Consider the following 14,913-nt stretch of genomic DNA (forward strand, 5'->3'; position numbering starts at 1 on the left):
CCTCCAACTCCGGAAGGCCTAATATTAATCCTGCGTGGGACATCGGTGTACTCTCCATTAAACGAACTTCGCAAATTCAGTTTAATGAACATCGGTGTCCCCCGTTAATGATGAAGAGCCCAAAACCCGGCCTCGCGCCGGGTTTTTTGTAAGATCGCCTGACTGAGGGCCAGATTCGGTTCTCCCAGGTTCGACAAATCGCGCCAGCGATTTGAACCGAGCCGCAGGCGAGCCCGCGGGGCCACAACACCCCAAAGGGTGGTGTGGGTTAATCCTCTCGGGCGGGCCATCTTGCACAAAACCCGGCCTCGCGCCGGGTTTTTTGTAAGATCGCCTGACTGAGGGCCAGATTCGGTTCTCCCAGGTTCGACAAATCGCGCCAGCGANTAAATAAAAATGCCGGCCTCGTGCCGGCATTTTTATTTAACTGCCTGCTCAAGGGCCAGATTCGGTTCTCCCAGGTTCGACAAATCGCGCCAGCGATTTGAACCGAGCCGCAGGCGAGCCCGCGGGGCCACAACACCCCAAAGGGTGGTGTGGGTTAATCCTCTCGGGCGGGCCATCTTGCACAAAACCCGGCCTCGCGCCGGGTTTTTTGTAAGATCGCCTGACTGAGGGCCAGATTCGGTTCTCCCAGGTTCGACAAATCGCGCCAGCGATTTGAACCGAGCCGCAGGCGAGCCCGCGGGGCCACAACACCCCAAAGGGTGGTGTGGGTTAATCCTCTCGGGCGGGCCATCTTGCACAAAACCCGGCCTCGCGCCGGGTTTTTTGTAAGATCGCCTGACTGAGGGCCAGATTCGGTTCTCCCAGGTTCGACAAATCGCGCCAGCGATTTGAACCGAGCCGCAGGCGAGCCCGCAGGGCCGCAACACCCCTTAGGGTGTTGTAGGTTAATCCTCTCGGGCGGGCCATCTTACACTGGTACCTCGTTATCAAGAACCACAAATTTTCAACGAGTTATAGACCCTTACATCACCCGACCATGCCCCAGGGACAGGTAACAGCGGACAGCCATAAGTCGGAGGCTCACCGCAGCAAGCACCAAGACAGGACACACTGAATGCTGAGCATCAACAAACTTGAAAAAGTGATCGAACTGGAAGAGACCCTGCGCGCCGAGTACGAGGGCAAGCTCGAAGCTGCCCAGGCCGAGCTGGAGCAGGTCAAGCAGGCACAGGCGGAGCAGCAGGAACAACTGCAGGCGACTATCGACCAGCAACTGGAAACCATCCAGGAACTCACTACCAAGGCCACCGACAACCAGAAGGTGGAGCACCAAAACCGTGAGCTGACCAATCGCAGCGAGAATCAGCAGGAGCAGATCGCTACCCTGAAGCAGCGGGTAAAGGCCCTGCAGAAGGATCTGGCGAATGAACGCGAGCAACTCAAGGAACTGAGCCAGTACGACCCCAGGCGCATGAAGAAGAACCTGGATGCGAACAAGAAGAAACTGGCGGAGAAGACCCGGGCCAATGAGCTGCTGCAGACTTCACTGAAGCAGATTAAGGGGGAGAAGCTGAAAGCCGAGCGGAAGGTGCAGGAACTGGAGCAGGAGCTTGAGGGGCTGAAGGCGGATTTGCAGCCGGAGGAGAAGGCGGCGTAGGTTTTCTCAGGCCGACACGCTGGCAACTTGAGGGCTGGGAGGCGCATTGCTATTGCGCAATTTGTCAACTCCGCGGAAATTCTCGGTTTGCGCAGCACGGCTCGCTCTTCCGAGACAGGCATTTATAGCCGCTTGATCATGCGATCCTGTATGACCGCCAGGCCAGGTATGCCTATAATCATTCCTGCTTGGGACATGGGGGTTCTCTCCATTAAGCGATCTTCGCAAAATCAGTTTAGTGAATGCCGGTGTACCCCGTGTATGACCTAGAGCCCACTCTACAATAATGGTATTCAATTCCGATCAAAGCACAGGGTGGGTTATCCGATGAAAATAGTCAGCTGGAACATCAATCGGCAGACTCAGGCTTGGAGAGTTCTCCGAGACAGTGAATATGATATCGCACTTGTCCAAGAAGCTGGTCCACCGCCAGCGGGCTTGCTTGACGACTCAGATATCAGCCCAGGGGAATGGTCGACCGCAGGTGCGATTCGTAGACCTTGGAGAACTGCAATCGTGCGACTATCCAAGGAAGTTGACGTTGAATGGGTGCAGTGTCGGCCTCTAGAGTTGGCCAATAGCGACGACTTCCCAGTCTCCCGTAGAGGGACTATCGCAGCGGCCAGAGTATCGAAACCGGGACTGGATCCAATTCTACTGTGTTCCTGCTATTCCGTTTGGGAGCGTATGCAGGGAACATCCGAAATATTCTCGGACGGATCAGCACATAGACTACTCAGCGATCTATCATGGGCTACCTGGAGCGAAAAGAGGGTAATTGTCGCCGGTGATTTCAATATCCTGAATCGATACGGCGAGAACAGAAGCCAATATTGGGGAAGGCGTTACACCTCAGTTTTTGATCGGGCTAAAACTATCGGGTTGGAATTTGCTGGGCCGCAGTATCCGCAGGGTCGCCAAGCATCACCCTGGCCTGACGAGTTGCCTGAGGGAAGCAAAGATGTACCAACCTATTATCCACGTCAGAGAGATCTGGGGGGCGCAACGCGACAGATTGATTTCGTTTTCTGCTCGCCCAGCTTGAAGTCCAAATTGTCGACTGAAGCCAAAAACCAGATTGATGACTGGGGACCGAGTGATCATTGTCGAATTGAGATAAAAGTGAACGACTAAGGCAAAATCTCTCTAGAAATCGCGCTCTACCATTGAAAGCCACTTACCTGTTCAATCTCAGGGCGAGGTATTGACCTGGTGCAACTCATGGCGGGTGAGTTCAAGAATAGCAGCGTCGGTGGAGTGATTCAGGAACTTCATTGTTGGAGCCAGGTATTAGTGTGCAAGATGCGTAATTGAGTATATAGATTTTTGCTTCTGCCTACAGACTGATAAGAATAAAGCAGGCTAACTTAACTACAGTATTTTCTTGTAACCACAACCGCAGGCACCGCAACGGCATAAAATCCATCCACAACTACAACACTCCAAATCTATCGTTGAATCTAAATCTCTAGTACATGACCAGCAATGTGTGACGCGAATCGGATGCTGTTTAGATCGTGGCCTCGTTCCCGTAGAAGCTAAGCCAAGTTTTTTTAGATGCGCACTGTGGTTAGCCTCAATGGCTTGGTGTTTCTTGCGCCAGTATTCTTTAGTAAACGTATCGAGGTTTTCAGGAATTTCACTCCGCGCCACGCTAACAATTCTATCCCTGAGAAAATCTCTTTTGCATTTTTGAAACTCTAAATCATCTAAGTAAAAAGCATCTATATTATAGTCGGCCTTTCGTTCAACCTCGCTTTTCTCGATAACTACAAAGACATCTAATACCTTGTGCCTTCCTAACCAGAGTTTTCCTTTGTCAAACCACACGACAAACTACCTTTAGCGAAAATGCGCAGAAATAAGTAACACTCAGTAGCTCACGTCCCCTGGCGAGCAGCCACTCCTCAACTACCACACTTCTTCCCCCGGCACGGCTTGTCACCACCACCGCCGCCATCCCCATCGTCGCCGCCGCTGGTGGCCACGTCGATGGTTGCACTGAGGGCCTCGTTACCGAAGGGATCCACCGCGCGCACCTGGTAGGCGTAGGAGGCATCCGGCGACTTTGGCAGGCTGTCGGTATAGCTGCCCTGGCCGGTGGTCGCTATCTGTGCCCCGTTGCGTAATACCGCGTAGGACACGCTGCCTGAATCATCACTGCCGCTCCAGCTGAGCTGGATGCGATGGTTCTTGCCCTTGCGCTCGTAGCTGCCGATCAGGCCACTGATGGTCGGCGCGGTGGCGTCAACGGTGAGCATTACCGCCACCGGCGGCGTTGATTCGCCGGCCACCGACACCGAGGCCACGGTGTCACCGGAGCTTGCGCCGCCCACCAGGGTCAGCAGGCTGCCGCCCTGGGCACCCGGAGCGAGGTTCACACTGGTGGCTGACAGCCCACCCTGGTCGGTGGCCAGGGTGAAAGTCCTGGGGTCGCAGAAACCGCTGTCGTTGTTGACCAGGGTGACCGGGAAGTCATAGCTGTCGCCGGGGCCGACGGTACCGAACGTCGGGTTCGCCGAGAGGCCGGGCGCCGACGGCACACATTCGCCCTCGCCCATGTCCACTGTTACGGTCACGGTGCCATCCGCCGCCCGCGCCAGCTGAGTAATGGTCAGGTTGTTGACGCTGTCGGTATAGGACTGGCCGTTATCGAGCTGCGCCACGCGGTCGGTCAGGTCATAGCCGGAGCCGGCATAGCGATGGATATTGACGCCATTCAGTGCCGCGCTGTTGAGGGTGGCCAGCCCTGTGTCGTAGCCCTCCGGCACCCGGGCCGACAGGAAGTAGGGGTCGCCGCTGGCTACATCAATCCGGTAAATCGACGGGGCGTTGCCCGCGGGGCTTATCTCCCGCAGGGGCGCAATGTCGTAACTCCCCGAGCCCTGGATGCGCTGGGTAGTGGCGGCATCGATATCTGCGAACCAGCCCAGCTGCCAGTGGTGGGCGCTGTCCAGCGCGCGCACGCCACTGGTGGTGGAGTAGCCCATAAAACTGGACATGTCGGCGTACTGGTTGCTGCCCACACCGGCATGGGCCAGGCCCAGGTTGTGGCCGAACTCATGGCTGGTAGTGTTGATGTCGTGGCTCCAGCGGTTGAACGCCGAGCAGGCCGTGCCGCAACCCACGTTGGCGTAGCCCGTCCAGCCACAGCTACCGCCAGAGAGGCCCCGGGGCACGGCAAAGATGCGGTGGCGGTAGTTATTGCGGTCAATGCCGAATGCGCCCTCGGCCTGGTCCAGCCAGGAGCTGGCATAGGCGAAGGGGTCGGCACAAACCTCCTGCGCCGTCTCGCTGACGGTAATCGGGCCCACCACAATGCCGTTAATCGCCAGCTGGCCGAAGCTAATCCTGTCGTACATGTCTGCCATGCTGTTGGCGCTGCCAAAGTAGTAGCTGTCCATGTTGCCGAGGTCTTCGCTGGTATGGCTTTCGTCCGACGCGTTGACAATCACCACCAGGGCGCTGCGAGCATCCAGGGTGAAGGCCTGGGTGGATTCGGCCATCACCCCGCTGGCGTCGCCGCCTTCCTCGATGTTGGCCGCCGTGACCTCGACATTGCCCTCGCGCACCATGCCGCGGACCGCAATGCCAACGCCGGAGCGCAAGGTGGCTGGATGGCTGCCATTGAAGATCAGCCTCACCGGCGCCTTGCCCTGGCCCCGTTCGAGGTAGTACTCGTAGGCGGCGGTTTGCGCCGGCAGGTCCTCGCGGATAAACACCTGCAGGGTGCCGCTCAGCTCAACCCTGGCGTTTTCCGGCAGCCCATTGGGCGGCGCGGCCTGCGCCGATACGGTGAACTGAATGGCAGCAAGGCCCAGTAACGTGGAGAGTATTGTTGCTTTCATGTCTGCACCACTCGCTTGTGTTTTGCGGTTGCCCCTGGCCTGCGGAAATAGCGGCCCCTGTCATGACCCTGGCGGCCCGCGCCGGGGAATAAACCGCGGGGTACAAATCTGTGACGGCGTGCAAATTTTGACCCGGCGCTGGCGCCGGCCTGCCCGTCAGCAGGATTCAATAGTTATCGCTGCTAAGCAGGGTTGACCAGCCTTTTCTGGTGATTTCTCGAGGTTTTCGGGCCAAGGCGTCTAAAAAGCCACCGGGGGGCATGTCTGATCAATTACCTGTTTGGCGTTCGCAGTGCCGGCCCGGCGGGACCCAGACAAGTCAATGAGTTGTGGATTCTGGCGTGCGCCAGAATGACATTAACTGCCAAATGATATTAACCGCCGAATGACATTAATCGCCGAATGACATTAATCGCCGAATGACATTGACCAGAGTTGTCCTAATCAAACTCGGGCTCATCCACCGGCGCCTCCTGCGGTGCCTGCAGGTCCTCCTCGACGTCGTCGTCGGCGGGGGACTCCGTGGCCGGCTCAGCCTCGGTTTGCTCCGGCGGAGTGTCGACCGGCGCGTCCGGCTCCTCGATGGGCAGCTCTTCCAGCGGCGCGTTGATGCCGATGTGGTAGGCGGCGTAGCCGGGCATTACCACCTGGTCGTAGGCCATGCCCAGCACCCGCCCCGGGAAGGGCGAGAGTATGTCGGTGCTGACATTGGTAATGGGGTTGATTACCGTGCCCAGCCGTTCGTCCTGGTCAACCCGTTCGCCCAGTTTCACCGCGCTCTGCAGAATGCCGCCGGAATCGGCGCGCACCCAGCGGGATTCGTAGTACACCGGCTCCCGGGCGCCCCAGTTGCGCCGGGTGTCGACCATGCCCAGATGGTTCATCAGGGTTTTGACGCTCTTCACGCTGTGGCGAATGGCGTCTTCCTGCAGGCGCACCGGCCCACCGGCCTCCACGGTGACGGCGGGAATGCCGCGCTCCGTTGCCGAGCGGCGCAGGGTACCCTCGGCGCCGGCGCTGTGGAGAATGGTGGTGGCGCCAAAGCCCTGGGTGAGGTCCAGTACCGCCTGGTTGGACAGGTCGGCGCGCAGCTGGGGCAGGTTGGTGCGGTCGAAGGAGCCGGTGTGCAGGTCGATCAGCGCGCTGCAGTACTGGATGACCTCGTTGAAGAAGGAATGGGCGATACGCGCCGCGGCGCTGCCCTTTTCATAGCCGGGGAAATAGCGGTTGAGGTCGCGGCGGTCCGGCAGGTAACGGGAGCCGCGCTGGAAGCCCTGCATGTTGACGATGGGCACGCCGATCACCGAACCGCTGAGGTCCTGTGGCTCTATCGCGTACAACACCCGGCGGACAATCTCGATGCCGTTGATCTCGTCGCCGTGCAGCGCCGCGGTCAGGCACAGCACCGGCCCGGGTTTGGCGCCGTGCACCACCAGCACCGGGGTCGGGCTGGCCAGCCCCTCGAAAGACTGGGCCGGCGACCAGGACAGGCGGGTGGCGGTGCCGGGGCGCACCTCCCGGCCGAGTAATACCAGCGGCGGTGCGGCCGCGGTTTCCGCTGCCGGTGGTGCCGGTTCCACTGCGGGAGGCGCTGCTTCCACCGCCGGCTCCGGCTCTGCCACGGGCACCGGGTCCTCCAGGTCGACGCTTTCCGCCTGGGGCAGCTGTTCCACGCTGGCCGCGGGAGCCGGTGCAGACTCCTCCTCCGTCGCCGGTATTGCCGGCGCCCGGGCGAGCAGCACAGTGAGCAAAAGTATCGAGGCGTCGGTTCTGGCGATTATCGACATCGTATCCCTTGCGCGCCCGGGGACGGCGCGGCTATTCCGTGAGCACTGGTGGCAGGCGCTGTGGCGACGCTGCCAGTGCCCATCCTACAGGCATTGCCGGGGGACACAATCACCGGCGTTACTGCCTCAGCCGCGGGTAGCCTTTACGAAGTGGGCATACTCGTCGGGCAGATTCCAGGGCAACTGGCCGTCACGGCCGATGCAGTAATTCTGCGATCGTGCATAAATCAGGGCGATTCTCATCTTGCGGGCTCCTGGCAGTGGCCAGGCAGTGTAAGGCAGCGCCTGACCAGTCACCAGCGGAGGGCAGGAGCCATTCGTGATTTATCAACTTTGCTTCGGGAAAGGCCAAGTTCCGCCCCCCGGCGCTTTACTACAGTTACAGCTGATCCTGTCACCGTAAGCCGATAACAACACGAGGATACTGTCATGGCACTGCCCGAACCGATCAATCACCAGGACTTCCTGCTGACCCTGGACACCAGCAAACTGCCGCTGGTCGAGAACGCCCTGCCTGGCGTGCACATCTGGCCCCTGTTCCTGGACGCCGAGAACGGGGTCTGGGTGATCCGCGCCAGGTTCGACCCGGGTGTCGTCCTGCCCAGGCACTTTCACACCGGCACGGTGCACTTCTACACCACCGCCGGCAGCTGGCACTACCTGGAGTATCCCGACCAGCCGCAAACCGCGGGCTGCTACCTGTACGAGCCGGGCGGCTCGATACACACCTTCGCCACCGATGCCGACGGCGAGGGCGCAGACGGCTTTATGGTCATCCACGGCTGCAACGTGAATTTCGATGAGGACGGCAACTTCATCAATATCATGGATGCCGGCTGGATCGAGATGATGGTGCTGGAAGCGGCCAAAGCCCAGGGCCTGGGCGTGCCGAAATACATCAAGCCCGGCGCGAATGCCGGCTACTCAAGCCAGGCCCTGCCCCGCGTCACTCCAGGTGGCGCTGCTGCCACTGCCGGGGCGAGAGCCCGGTCCACTGCTTGAAGCTGCGGCTGAATATCGAGGTCTCGGCATAGCCCAGCTTCAGCGCCAGGTCCGTCACCGACAGGCTCTTGTGGCGCAGGTGCTGCTCGGCCAGCGCCAGCCGCGTCTCCCGCAGCAGTTCGCCGTAGCTGCTGCCCTCCTCCTGCAGACGCAGCTGCAGCACCCGCGGGTGCATATCCAGGGTGGCGGCAATCACCTCCAGGCTGCACTCGCCGCTTGCAAGCAACTGGCCAATGATTGCCCGGGCCTGGTTCCTCAGATTATCCGGGTAGCGCTCCTGCAGCGTCGCCAGGTAGGCCTGCAGGTGCTCCCGCACGCTGCCCTCATCGAAGTTGGGCTGGCGCTGCAACCAGCTGCCGGGAAAGCGCACCCCGTCAAAAGGACTGCTGAAGCGCACCCGCGACAACAGCGCGCTGTCCACCCGGGAGTCATCCATATCCGGCGCCGGCTGCCGCAACACAATGGGAAAGCCCGGCTGGTCCAGCTGCAACAGGTCGGCGAGGAAACTGGCCAGCTGGCCGACGCTCAACTGCAGGGTCTGGTCCAGCCCCAGGGAGCTGAACACGGTGAAGGCCAGCGCCAGCTCGCAGTTCTCGCCCCGGGTTTTTATGTCCAGGCTCACGCCCCGGGCGTGCAGGTAAAGGTTGCGGTTGGCCTCCTCGATCGCCTCGCGCACGGAGGGCTGGCGGAACACGGCCATGTTCAGGTCTCCCAGCACCGAGGAGCTCTGGTGCTGGGACATCAACAGGCCGAAACAGGGCTCGTCCAGCCGGTGCGCGCTGAGCTCCAGCAGCTCAGCCATTTTGCTGTAGGCAATATAGTGGTTGGGGTTGCGCAGCTGGGCCGGGCTCAGGCCCGCTTCGGCCAGCAGGGCATTGGGGTTCGCCCCCAGTCGCTTGACCAGCTTCTCATAGCCATCAATTGCACCGCTGCGTACCAGGAACATAACAGCCCACCCGGGAGCTCGCCCGCTTTCGTGAAAAATCAACACCGCTTCGCGATTGATCAAGAGTATAACAACCTGCGCGGCTGACTTGGCACGACTGGATAGAGAGCTGGCTCCTGCCCCAGGCGGCGGACATGCCTCTCATTTACAGCGTCAGCAAGGCGGCGGTGGATATTGACCCGGTGCGCGGCACCACGAAATTGATTTATCCAGGCGCGTGATAGTCGGTTTCTTGCCATGAACCAGTATTCAAGAACCATGCTATGATCACAAGCGAACTTCTGTGAACCATATTGAACCATAAAGGCAGGTGAGCGATGGGTACCGAGGCATTCACAATCCGGTCTGAAACCAAAAAAGTACGGCAACTGGACAGGTTGGCAAGCCAACTGGACAGGTCTCGCAATTACCTGGTCAACCAGGCGATTGATCAACTACTGGAATTACATGCCTGGCAAATCGAGCGCACGAAAGAAGGCATAAAAGCGGCGGATGAGGATCACTTTGCCAGTGACACCGAAATGGAGCGAATTTTTGACAAATACGCAGACCGCTGATTGTGCGAATCGTATGGACTGAGCCGGCGGCGTGGGCACTGGAGAGCATTCAGGACCACATCGCCAGAGACAACCGCCGTGCGGCCTGGGAAGTCGCACAGAGGGTGCGCAAGGCAGTCAATCAGCTTCAGGAACACCCCAGAATGGGCAGATCGGGACGTGTGCGGGGAACAATGGAGCTCGTCATTCCAGGTCTGCCCTATGTCGTGCCGTACCGGTTAAAAGACGGCGATATCCAGATTCTCAGTGTTTTCCATGAGGCCCGGAAGTGGCCAGAGCAGTTTGAATAGGAAAGCAGACTGCTCCCCACAAGCGGTCGCTAACTGACCGGGTGCAGCACCACCGGCAGGCCCGAGTAGCCCATCACAAAATTGGAGTGCACCCGCTCCGGCTCGCCCACCACCTCGATCCGCGCGAAGCGCCGGAGGATCTCCTCCCACAATATCCGCAGCTGCAGTTCCGCCAGGCGGTTGCCCATGCAGCGGTGAATACCAAAGCCGAAGGACAGGTGCTTGCGCGGGTTGGCGCGATCGATAATAAACTCGTCGGGGCGCTCTATGGCGGTCTCATCCCGGTTACCGGACACGTACCACATCACCACCCGCTGGCCCTTGCTGATCAGCTTGCCGCCCAGTTCGACGTCTTCGGTGGCGACCCGGCGCATATGCGCCAGCGGCGTCTGCCAGCGGATAACTTCCGAGACCATGGAGGGGATGAGGTCATGGTTGGCCTTGAGCTTGGCGAACTCGTCCGGGTACCGGTCCAGGGCCAGCACCGAGCCGCTCATGGTATTGCGGGTGGTGTCGTTGCCGCCAACGATTAACAGCATCAGGTTGCCCAGGTACTCCATGGGCTCCATGTTTCTGGTCGCCGGGTCGTGGGCCAGCAGGGAGATAAAATCGGTGCCGCCGGGCTGGTCAGCGCGCTGCTGCCACAGCTCATTGAAGTAGGCCAGGCACTCCATCATGATGGCGGTGCGCTCCTCCTCGGACCGGTCGCCACCGACGTTGGGGCCGGAGGTGGCCACGTCCGACCAGTAGGTCAGCTTGCGGCGCTCCTCGAAGGGAAAATCGAACAGGGTCGCCAGCATCCGGGTGGTCAGTTCGATGGACACCCGGTCGACCCAGTTGAAGCGCTCTCCCAGCGGCAGCTCATCGAGCACTTCCACCACCCGGCGGCGAATCAGGGCCTCCATCTCCTGCAGGCGCTGGGGCGCCACCGCCGGCTGCACTACCTTTCGCTGCTGGTCATGCTTCGGCGGATCCATGGCGATGAACATCGGCGGCTCAAAGTCGGTTTCCGGCTCGCCAATACCAATGGAGGGGTAGGAAGAAAACAGCTCGTGGTGTGAATCCACGAACACAATGTCCTGGTAGCGGGTGACCGACCAGTAGGGGCCGAAGTCACCGCCCTCGACAAAGTGCACCGGGTCCTCATCGCGCAGGCGCTTGAAATAATCCAGGTGATACTGCTTCTGGAACAGCAGGGGTATCGCCGGGTCCAGCTCGGACAGCGCCAGCTGGTAGGGATCGGATGGCAGGTCAAGGGCTGTATTCATGGCGACGGCTCTGGCAAACGCGTAGTCACTTGATACTAGCCGCTGAACGCTGAAATGCCAGCGCGGCAGCCCGGGCCTGACCTGGCCACTGGCGTGGCGCTGGGCTATCAGTCGATATAGGCATCCACCGTGCGGTTAAACACCTCCAGCGCGCCCTCGAAGCGGCCGAAATTGAGCGGCTGCCGGGCGCCGCTGGCCAGGCCGCGCTGGATACCCTCGGCGAGGTCGAAGTCCTCGATCAGGGTCGCTACCGTCAGTTCGTGGTTCTTTTGCCAGTAGTCCTGGCGCTCGGGAGTGTTGTCCGCCACCGGAACCATGGTGTTCAGCACCAGCTGGGTATTGCCGGCGTCCTGCGGCCTGCTCTGGATCCAGATGAAGTGATCCTCCTGCACCAGGAACTGGGCGGTGCCGAACAGGGTATAGAGCACGTTGGCGTGCTCGCCCAGGGACCACTCACTGGTCTCCAGGTCACTGAGTTCCGGGAGCGTACTGCGCGGCAGGATGGAGCGTATATGGGGGCCGAAGCTGCGGTAGGAGGACAGGTTGTCCAGGAACAGCGGCGCGATGGTATCCCGGTGGGCAACGCGGAAGTGATAGGCCTCCAGCCCCCCCTCCACCAGCAGCTTCCAGTTGGCCGGAATATCCAGGGTGGCGCTGGCGAACACGCTATGCGCCTGGGCCTGCAGGGCCTCCATGTCGGCCGCCATCGCCCCCAGGTGTTGCGCCACATCGATGTCCCGGGCGCCCTCTGCCAGGTTGACCCAGATCCAGCCGGCATGTACCTCGCAGGGTAGGGCATGCAGGCCGTGCTCGGCGCGGTCCAGGCCGGGGAAGCCGGACTTTTCGTGGGGCACGGCGATCAGCTCGCCCGTGTTGTTCCAGGTCCAGGCATGATAGGGGCAGCTGAAGCGCTGCTTGCAGCCCGCTGCCTCGGGCACCAGCTGCGCGCCGCGGTGCCGGCACACGTTGTAGAAGGCGCGCACCGCACCCTGCTCGTCGCGGGTCAGCAGCAGGGGGGAGCCCACCACCTCGACAGTGACGAAGGCACCCGGCTCCGGCAGCGCGGAGACGTGGGCGGCGATCTGCGGCAGGCCGCGGTGGATGCGCTCGCGCTCGCGGGCGAATACCGGGGCCGAGGTGTAGCGCTCGGTGTCTACCTTGACCCAGTGCTCGTCCAGGAAGGGGGATTTGCTCGCGTGGAGCGCGACCAGTTCGTCCAGCAATTCGACCTGCGTTTGTTTGTCCACTGTGCTGCCTCCAGCATTTCCTACCAGTTGGTAGGTAACAACCTTACCTACCAACTGGTAGGAGGTCAAGCCCTGGGGTACACTCGCGGTTTTCAAGCAAGCAGTGCCCCAACCATGTCTACCCGTGACCAGTTCATCGCCACCGCCGAGCACCTCTTTGCCGCCCGGGGCTTTTATGGCGTGAGCATTGCCGCCATCGCCGAGCAGATGGGCCTGACCAAGCAGGCCCTGCTGCATTACTTCAGCAGCAAGGAGAAGCTCTACGGCGAGGTGCTGCAGGCCATATCCGGCGAACTACTGGCCGTCACCCGGGAAATAATAGAACGGGAAGCGGACCCCGCAAGCCGGTTGACCGAGCTGGTGGTGGCGCACTTGCACAAGCTGCTGCAGAACCCGGATGCCGCGCGCCTGATCATGCGCGAGCTGCTGGACAACGAGCAGCGGGCCGGCAGCGCCGCCAGCTGGTACCTGCAGCCCTACCTGGAGACCCTGGTGGACACCGCGCTGATGCTCGACCCGGCCCGGGTCGAGGATCGCGGCCAGGCGCTGGCGATGATTTACCAGTTACTCGGCGCCGCCCATTATTTCGCCATCTCGGGTCCGACCCTGTCGCGCATGTTCGGCCCCGACACCTACGCCGAGGCGGCCGCCCGCTGTGAACAGGAATTGCGCCAGCTGATCCGGGCCCGGCTGGCTGGCGAGCGTTAGCCGCAGGGCAACATCACCCGGCGGTGCATTGGCGGCGGTGGCCGGGTAAAGTAGGACCCTATCCACAGCAACGGCAGGCAGCGATGAACTGGAAATACTTCGGCAAGGTACACAAGACCCTCTACCGCCTCACCGGCGGCCGGCTGGGCGCGCGCATGGGCTGGATTGACGTCGCCCTGGTCAGCGTTGTCGGGCGCAAAACCGGCAAGCAGCGCACCGTGCCCATTGCCTGCTACCCCTACCGGGACTCCATCGCGGTGTCGGCCTCCAACAGCGGGCTGGAGAGCGATCCGGCCTGGTACCTGAACATGCAGGCCAACCCCGAGGTGTCGGTGCAGCTGGGCCGGGAGCAGTTCCGGGCGATGGCGGAAGAGGTGCCGGAGGAAGAGCGGGAGGCGCTCTGGGAAAAAATCGTCGAGATCAATCACCACCAGGGTGAGTACCTGCAACAGACCACGCGACGGATTCCGCTGGTCTGGTTCCGCCGCCTCGACGAGGCGGATTAACTGTCGCCGGTCTCTTCCCGGCGGTACATCAGCGAGGCCCCGGCGCCCCACTGGGTCACCGCGTTGAGGAACTCCTGCACCGGCGTGTCCAGCAGGGTGACCTCACTGATGGGCAGCACGTGCAGCTGCCCCAGGGTCGCTGCCGGCACGGTGGGCACGAACACCACCACCCGGCCGTCGGGCAATTCCTCGACAATCAGCGCGTACTGGCGGCCGCTGCTGCCATACAGCGACACCTCCGCGGGCTTGAGCTTGAGCACCTCGTCGCGGCTGCCGACTATCTGCATCACCAGGTTGCGCAGCATGCCCAGCACCGGCAGGTACTTTTCCAGCAGGCTGTCGTAACGGGATTCCAGGGCGGCGCCGATACCGGTGCGCAGGGCCAGGCCGATGAAGAAGCAGGCCAGCACCAGGCCCAGCAGCGCGCCGAGGCCGATAATAATGCCATCGACGAATTCGCTGAAGGGAAGATCCAGCCCGGTGACCCGGGCCAGTTCCACCGCCAGGTCGTAGGCGAAGTAGAACGCCACCCCCAGCAGCGCCAGCGGCACCAGCAGCAACAGGCCCGCCAGCGCCGTGGAAACAAAGAAGGTCAGGGCCTTCCTCGCGATTGTGGCCAAGGGGCTACTTCCAGACCAGCTGTTCCGAGTTGCTGCAGTTACCGGCTACCACTTTCGCCCCCGGTTTGGGCGGATTGCCCTGCGGCTGCAGGCATTTCCTGGCATTGCTGATCAGGCGCTGTTTGTCATCGTGGGTCCATTTCTGGGCCTTGGCGTTGTTGCAGTCCTGCAGGTTCGAGCCGCCCACGCAGCGCCCGTTATGGGCGACCAGGCGCTGCTTGTCGTCCATGGTCCACTGCTGGGAATTTTTCTTGGCGTTGCACTTGGCCAGCACCAGGCCATTGCCCTCGAAATCCAGGCACTCGCCGTTACTTGCCTTGTAGCTGCGCGCACCCTGGGCTTCGGCCACGATCTTGTGCCCCTCTTCCTGCATCGACTTGAGGGCGTCGGTATTGAACTCCACCGCCTGGGCGGGGCCGATCAAGCCCAGTGCCAGTGCCGAAACAAAAAATATCCGTTTCATCATATTCTCCCTTTCACTAGTATTGTCGATTCTACCAAAACATTAGACGCTGCAGGTGGCCGAGG

General features: G+C 61.0%; 16 protein-coding genes. 7 read left to right on the forward strand and 9 right to left on the reverse strand.

The genetic code is table 11. From position 1 onward, the window contains the following. The first annotated feature begins 1,063 nt into the window (after nt 1-1,063). Nucleotides 1,064-1,606, forward strand: a complete 543-nt coding sequence (locus DWB85_RS01615) for a hypothetical protein (RefSeq protein WP_117952456.1) — start codon at nt 1,064-1,066, stop codon at nt 1,604-1,606. A 327-nt stretch (nt 1,607-1,933) separates the two neighbouring features. Further along, entirely contained in the window at nt 1,934-2,740 is an 807-nt protein-coding gene (locus DWB85_RS19925; RefSeq protein WP_117952457.1) for an endonuclease/exonuclease/phosphatase family protein, read from the forward strand. 237 nt (nt 2,741-2,977) lie between these two features. On the opposite strand, the gene DWB85_RS19380 is transcribed toward DWB85_RS19925, so the two are convergent. The 4 genes from DWB85_RS19380 to DWB85_RS01635 form a co-directional block, all read right to left on the reverse strand. After that, a complete protein-coding gene (locus tag DWB85_RS19380; RefSeq protein ID WP_133300540.1) occupies nt 2,978-3,436 on the reverse strand; it encodes a hypothetical protein in 459 nt (152 codons plus the stop codon). A gap of 77 nt (nt 3,437-3,513) precedes the next feature. After that, nucleotides 3,514-5,454 carry a metallopeptidase domain-containing protein gene (locus DWB85_RS01625; protein ID WP_117952458.1) on the reverse strand — a complete coding sequence of 647 codons (1,941 nt, stop codon included), beginning with the start codon at nt 5,452-5,454 and terminating at the stop codon, nt 3,514-3,516. A 440-nt stretch (nt 5,455-5,894) separates the two neighbouring features. After that, nucleotides 5,895-7,241, reverse strand: a complete 1,347-nt coding sequence (locus DWB85_RS01630) for a succinylglutamate desuccinylase/aspartoacylase family protein (RefSeq protein ID WP_117952459.1) — start codon at nt 7,239-7,241, stop codon at nt 5,895-5,897. A 126-nt stretch (nt 7,242-7,367) separates the two neighbouring features. Then, on the reverse strand, nt 7,368-7,484 hold the full coding sequence (locus tag DWB85_RS01635) for a dihydrofolate reductase (RefSeq protein WP_117952460.1): 117 nt from the start codon (nt 7,482-7,484) through the stop codon (nt 7,368-7,370). A 186-nt stretch (nt 7,485-7,670) separates the two neighbouring features. Here DWB85_RS01635 and DWB85_RS01640 point away from each other — a divergent pair, with 186 nt between their 5' ends. Continuing rightward, the gene (locus DWB85_RS01640; protein ID WP_205422641.1) at nt 7,671-8,243 is read left to right on the forward strand and encodes a 2,4'-dihydroxyacetophenone dioxygenase family protein; all 573 of its coding nucleotides are present in this window, start codon (nt 7,671-7,673) and stop codon (nt 8,241-8,243) included. Here the strand turns inward: DWB85_RS01640 and DWB85_RS01645 are convergent. Next, on the reverse strand, nt 8,188-9,189 hold the full coding sequence (locus DWB85_RS01645; protein ID WP_117952461.1) for an AraC family transcriptional regulator: 1,002 nt from the start codon (nt 9,187-9,189) through the stop codon (nt 8,188-8,190). The two genes, DWB85_RS01640 and DWB85_RS01645, sit on opposite strands and share 56 nt — an antisense overlap. A 317-nt stretch (nt 9,190-9,506) precedes the next feature. On the opposite strand from DWB85_RS01645, the gene DWB85_RS01650 reads away from it, so the two are divergent. After that, complete coding sequence (locus tag DWB85_RS01650) at nt 9,507-9,746, forward strand: CopG family ribbon-helix-helix protein (protein ID WP_117952462.1); 240 nt, start codon at nt 9,507-9,509, stop codon at nt 9,744-9,746. Between the two features lie 2 nt (nt 9,747-9,748). Continuing rightward, a complete protein-coding gene (locus tag DWB85_RS19930) occupies nt 9,749-10,036 on the forward strand; it encodes a type II toxin-antitoxin system RelE/ParE family toxin (protein WP_117952463.1) in 288 nt (95 codons plus the stop codon). Between the two features lie 29 nt (nt 10,037-10,065). Here DWB85_RS19930 and DWB85_RS01660 read toward each other — a convergent pair whose 3' ends face one another. After that, nucleotides 10,066-11,304, reverse strand: coding sequence for a cytochrome P450 (locus DWB85_RS01660; RefSeq protein WP_117952464.1), 1,239 nt, complete (start codon nt 11,302-11,304; stop codon nt 10,066-10,068). Nucleotides 11,305-11,411: 107 nt separating this feature from the next. Beyond that, on the reverse strand, nt 11,412-12,551 hold the full coding sequence (locus DWB85_RS01665) for an aromatic ring-hydroxylating oxygenase subunit alpha (protein ID WP_162845968.1): 1,140 nt from the start codon (nt 12,549-12,551) through the stop codon (nt 11,412-11,414). A gap of 114 nt (nt 12,552-12,665) precedes the next feature. Here DWB85_RS01665 and DWB85_RS01670 point away from each other — a divergent pair, with 114 nt between their 5' ends. Both DWB85_RS01670 and DWB85_RS01675 read left to right on the forward strand, forming a co-directional pair. Next, the gene (locus tag DWB85_RS01670; protein ID WP_117952739.1) at nt 12,666-13,259 is read left to right on the forward strand and encodes a TetR/AcrR family transcriptional regulator; all 594 of its coding nucleotides are present in this window, start codon (nt 12,666-12,668) and stop codon (nt 13,257-13,259) included. A gap of 83 nt (nt 13,260-13,342) precedes the next feature. Then, nucleotides 13,343-13,765: a nitroreductase/quinone reductase family protein gene (locus DWB85_RS01675; protein ID WP_117952466.1), complete on the forward strand. Its 423-nt coding sequence runs from the start codon at nt 13,343-13,345 to the stop codon at nt 13,763-13,765. On the opposite strand, the gene DWB85_RS01680 is transcribed toward DWB85_RS01675, so the two are convergent. Both DWB85_RS01680 and DWB85_RS01685 read right to left on the reverse strand, forming a co-directional pair. Then, a complete protein-coding gene (locus tag DWB85_RS01680; RefSeq protein ID WP_117952467.1) occupies nt 13,762-14,385 on the reverse strand; it encodes a DUF502 domain-containing protein in 624 nt (207 codons plus the stop codon). The two genes, DWB85_RS01675 and DWB85_RS01680, sit on opposite strands and share 4 nt — an antisense overlap. A gap of 4 nt (nt 14,386-14,389) precedes the next feature. Then, nucleotides 14,390-14,848, reverse strand: coding sequence for an RICIN domain-containing protein (locus DWB85_RS01685; protein ID WP_117952468.1), 459 nt, complete (start codon nt 14,846-14,848; stop codon nt 14,390-14,392). Nucleotides 14,849-14,913: the final 65 nt, after the last annotated feature.

It is taken from the genome of Seongchinamella sediminis (assembly GCF_003457605.1).
In the GTDB taxonomy this organism is placed as follows: domain Bacteria; phylum Pseudomonadota; class Gammaproteobacteria; order Pseudomonadales; family Halieaceae; genus Halioglobus; species Halioglobus sediminis.

Coding starts and splice junctions, on each gene's coding strand:
- DWB85_RS01630 (WP_117952459.1), bottom strand. CDS start 7,241: ATGTCGATAATCGCCAGAACCGACGCCTCGATACTTTTGCTCACTGTG.
- DWB85_RS01640 (WP_205422641.1), top strand. CDS start 7,671: ATGGCACTGCCCGAACCGATCAATCACCAGGACTTCCTGCTGACCCTG.
- DWB85_RS01675 (WP_117952466.1), top strand. CDS start 13,343: ATGAACTGGAAATACTTCGGCAAGGTACACAAGACCCTCTACCGCCTC.
- DWB85_RS01635 (WP_117952460.1), bottom strand. CDS start 7,484: ATGAGAATCGCCCTGATTTATGCACGATCGCAGAATTACTGCATCGGC.
- DWB85_RS01645 (WP_117952461.1), bottom strand. CDS start 9,189: ATGTTCCTGGTACGCAGCGGTGCAATTGATGGCTATGAGAAGCTGGTC.
- DWB85_RS01685 (WP_117952468.1), bottom strand. CDS start 14,848: ATGAAACGGATATTTTTTGTTTCGGCACTGGCACTGGGCTTGATCGGC.
- DWB85_RS01625 (WP_117952458.1), bottom strand. CDS start 5,454: ATGAAAGCAACAATACTCTCCACGTTACTGGGCCTTGCTGCCATTCAG.
- DWB85_RS01615 (WP_117952456.1), top strand. CDS start 1,064: ATGCTGAGCATCAACAAACTTGAAAAAGTGATCGAACTGGAAGAGACC.
- DWB85_RS01650 (WP_117952462.1), top strand. CDS start 9,507: ATGGGTACCGAGGCATTCACAATCCGGTCTGAAACCAAAAAAGTACGG.
- DWB85_RS19925 (WP_117952457.1), top strand. CDS start 1,934: ATGAAAATAGTCAGCTGGAACATCAATCGGCAGACTCAGGCTTGGAGA.
- DWB85_RS01670 (WP_117952739.1), top strand. CDS start 12,666: ATGTCTACCCGTGACCAGTTCATCGCCACCGCCGAGCACCTCTTTGCC.
- DWB85_RS01660 (WP_117952464.1), bottom strand. CDS start 11,304: ATGAATACAGCCCTTGACCTGCCATCCGATCCCTACCAGCTGGCGCTG.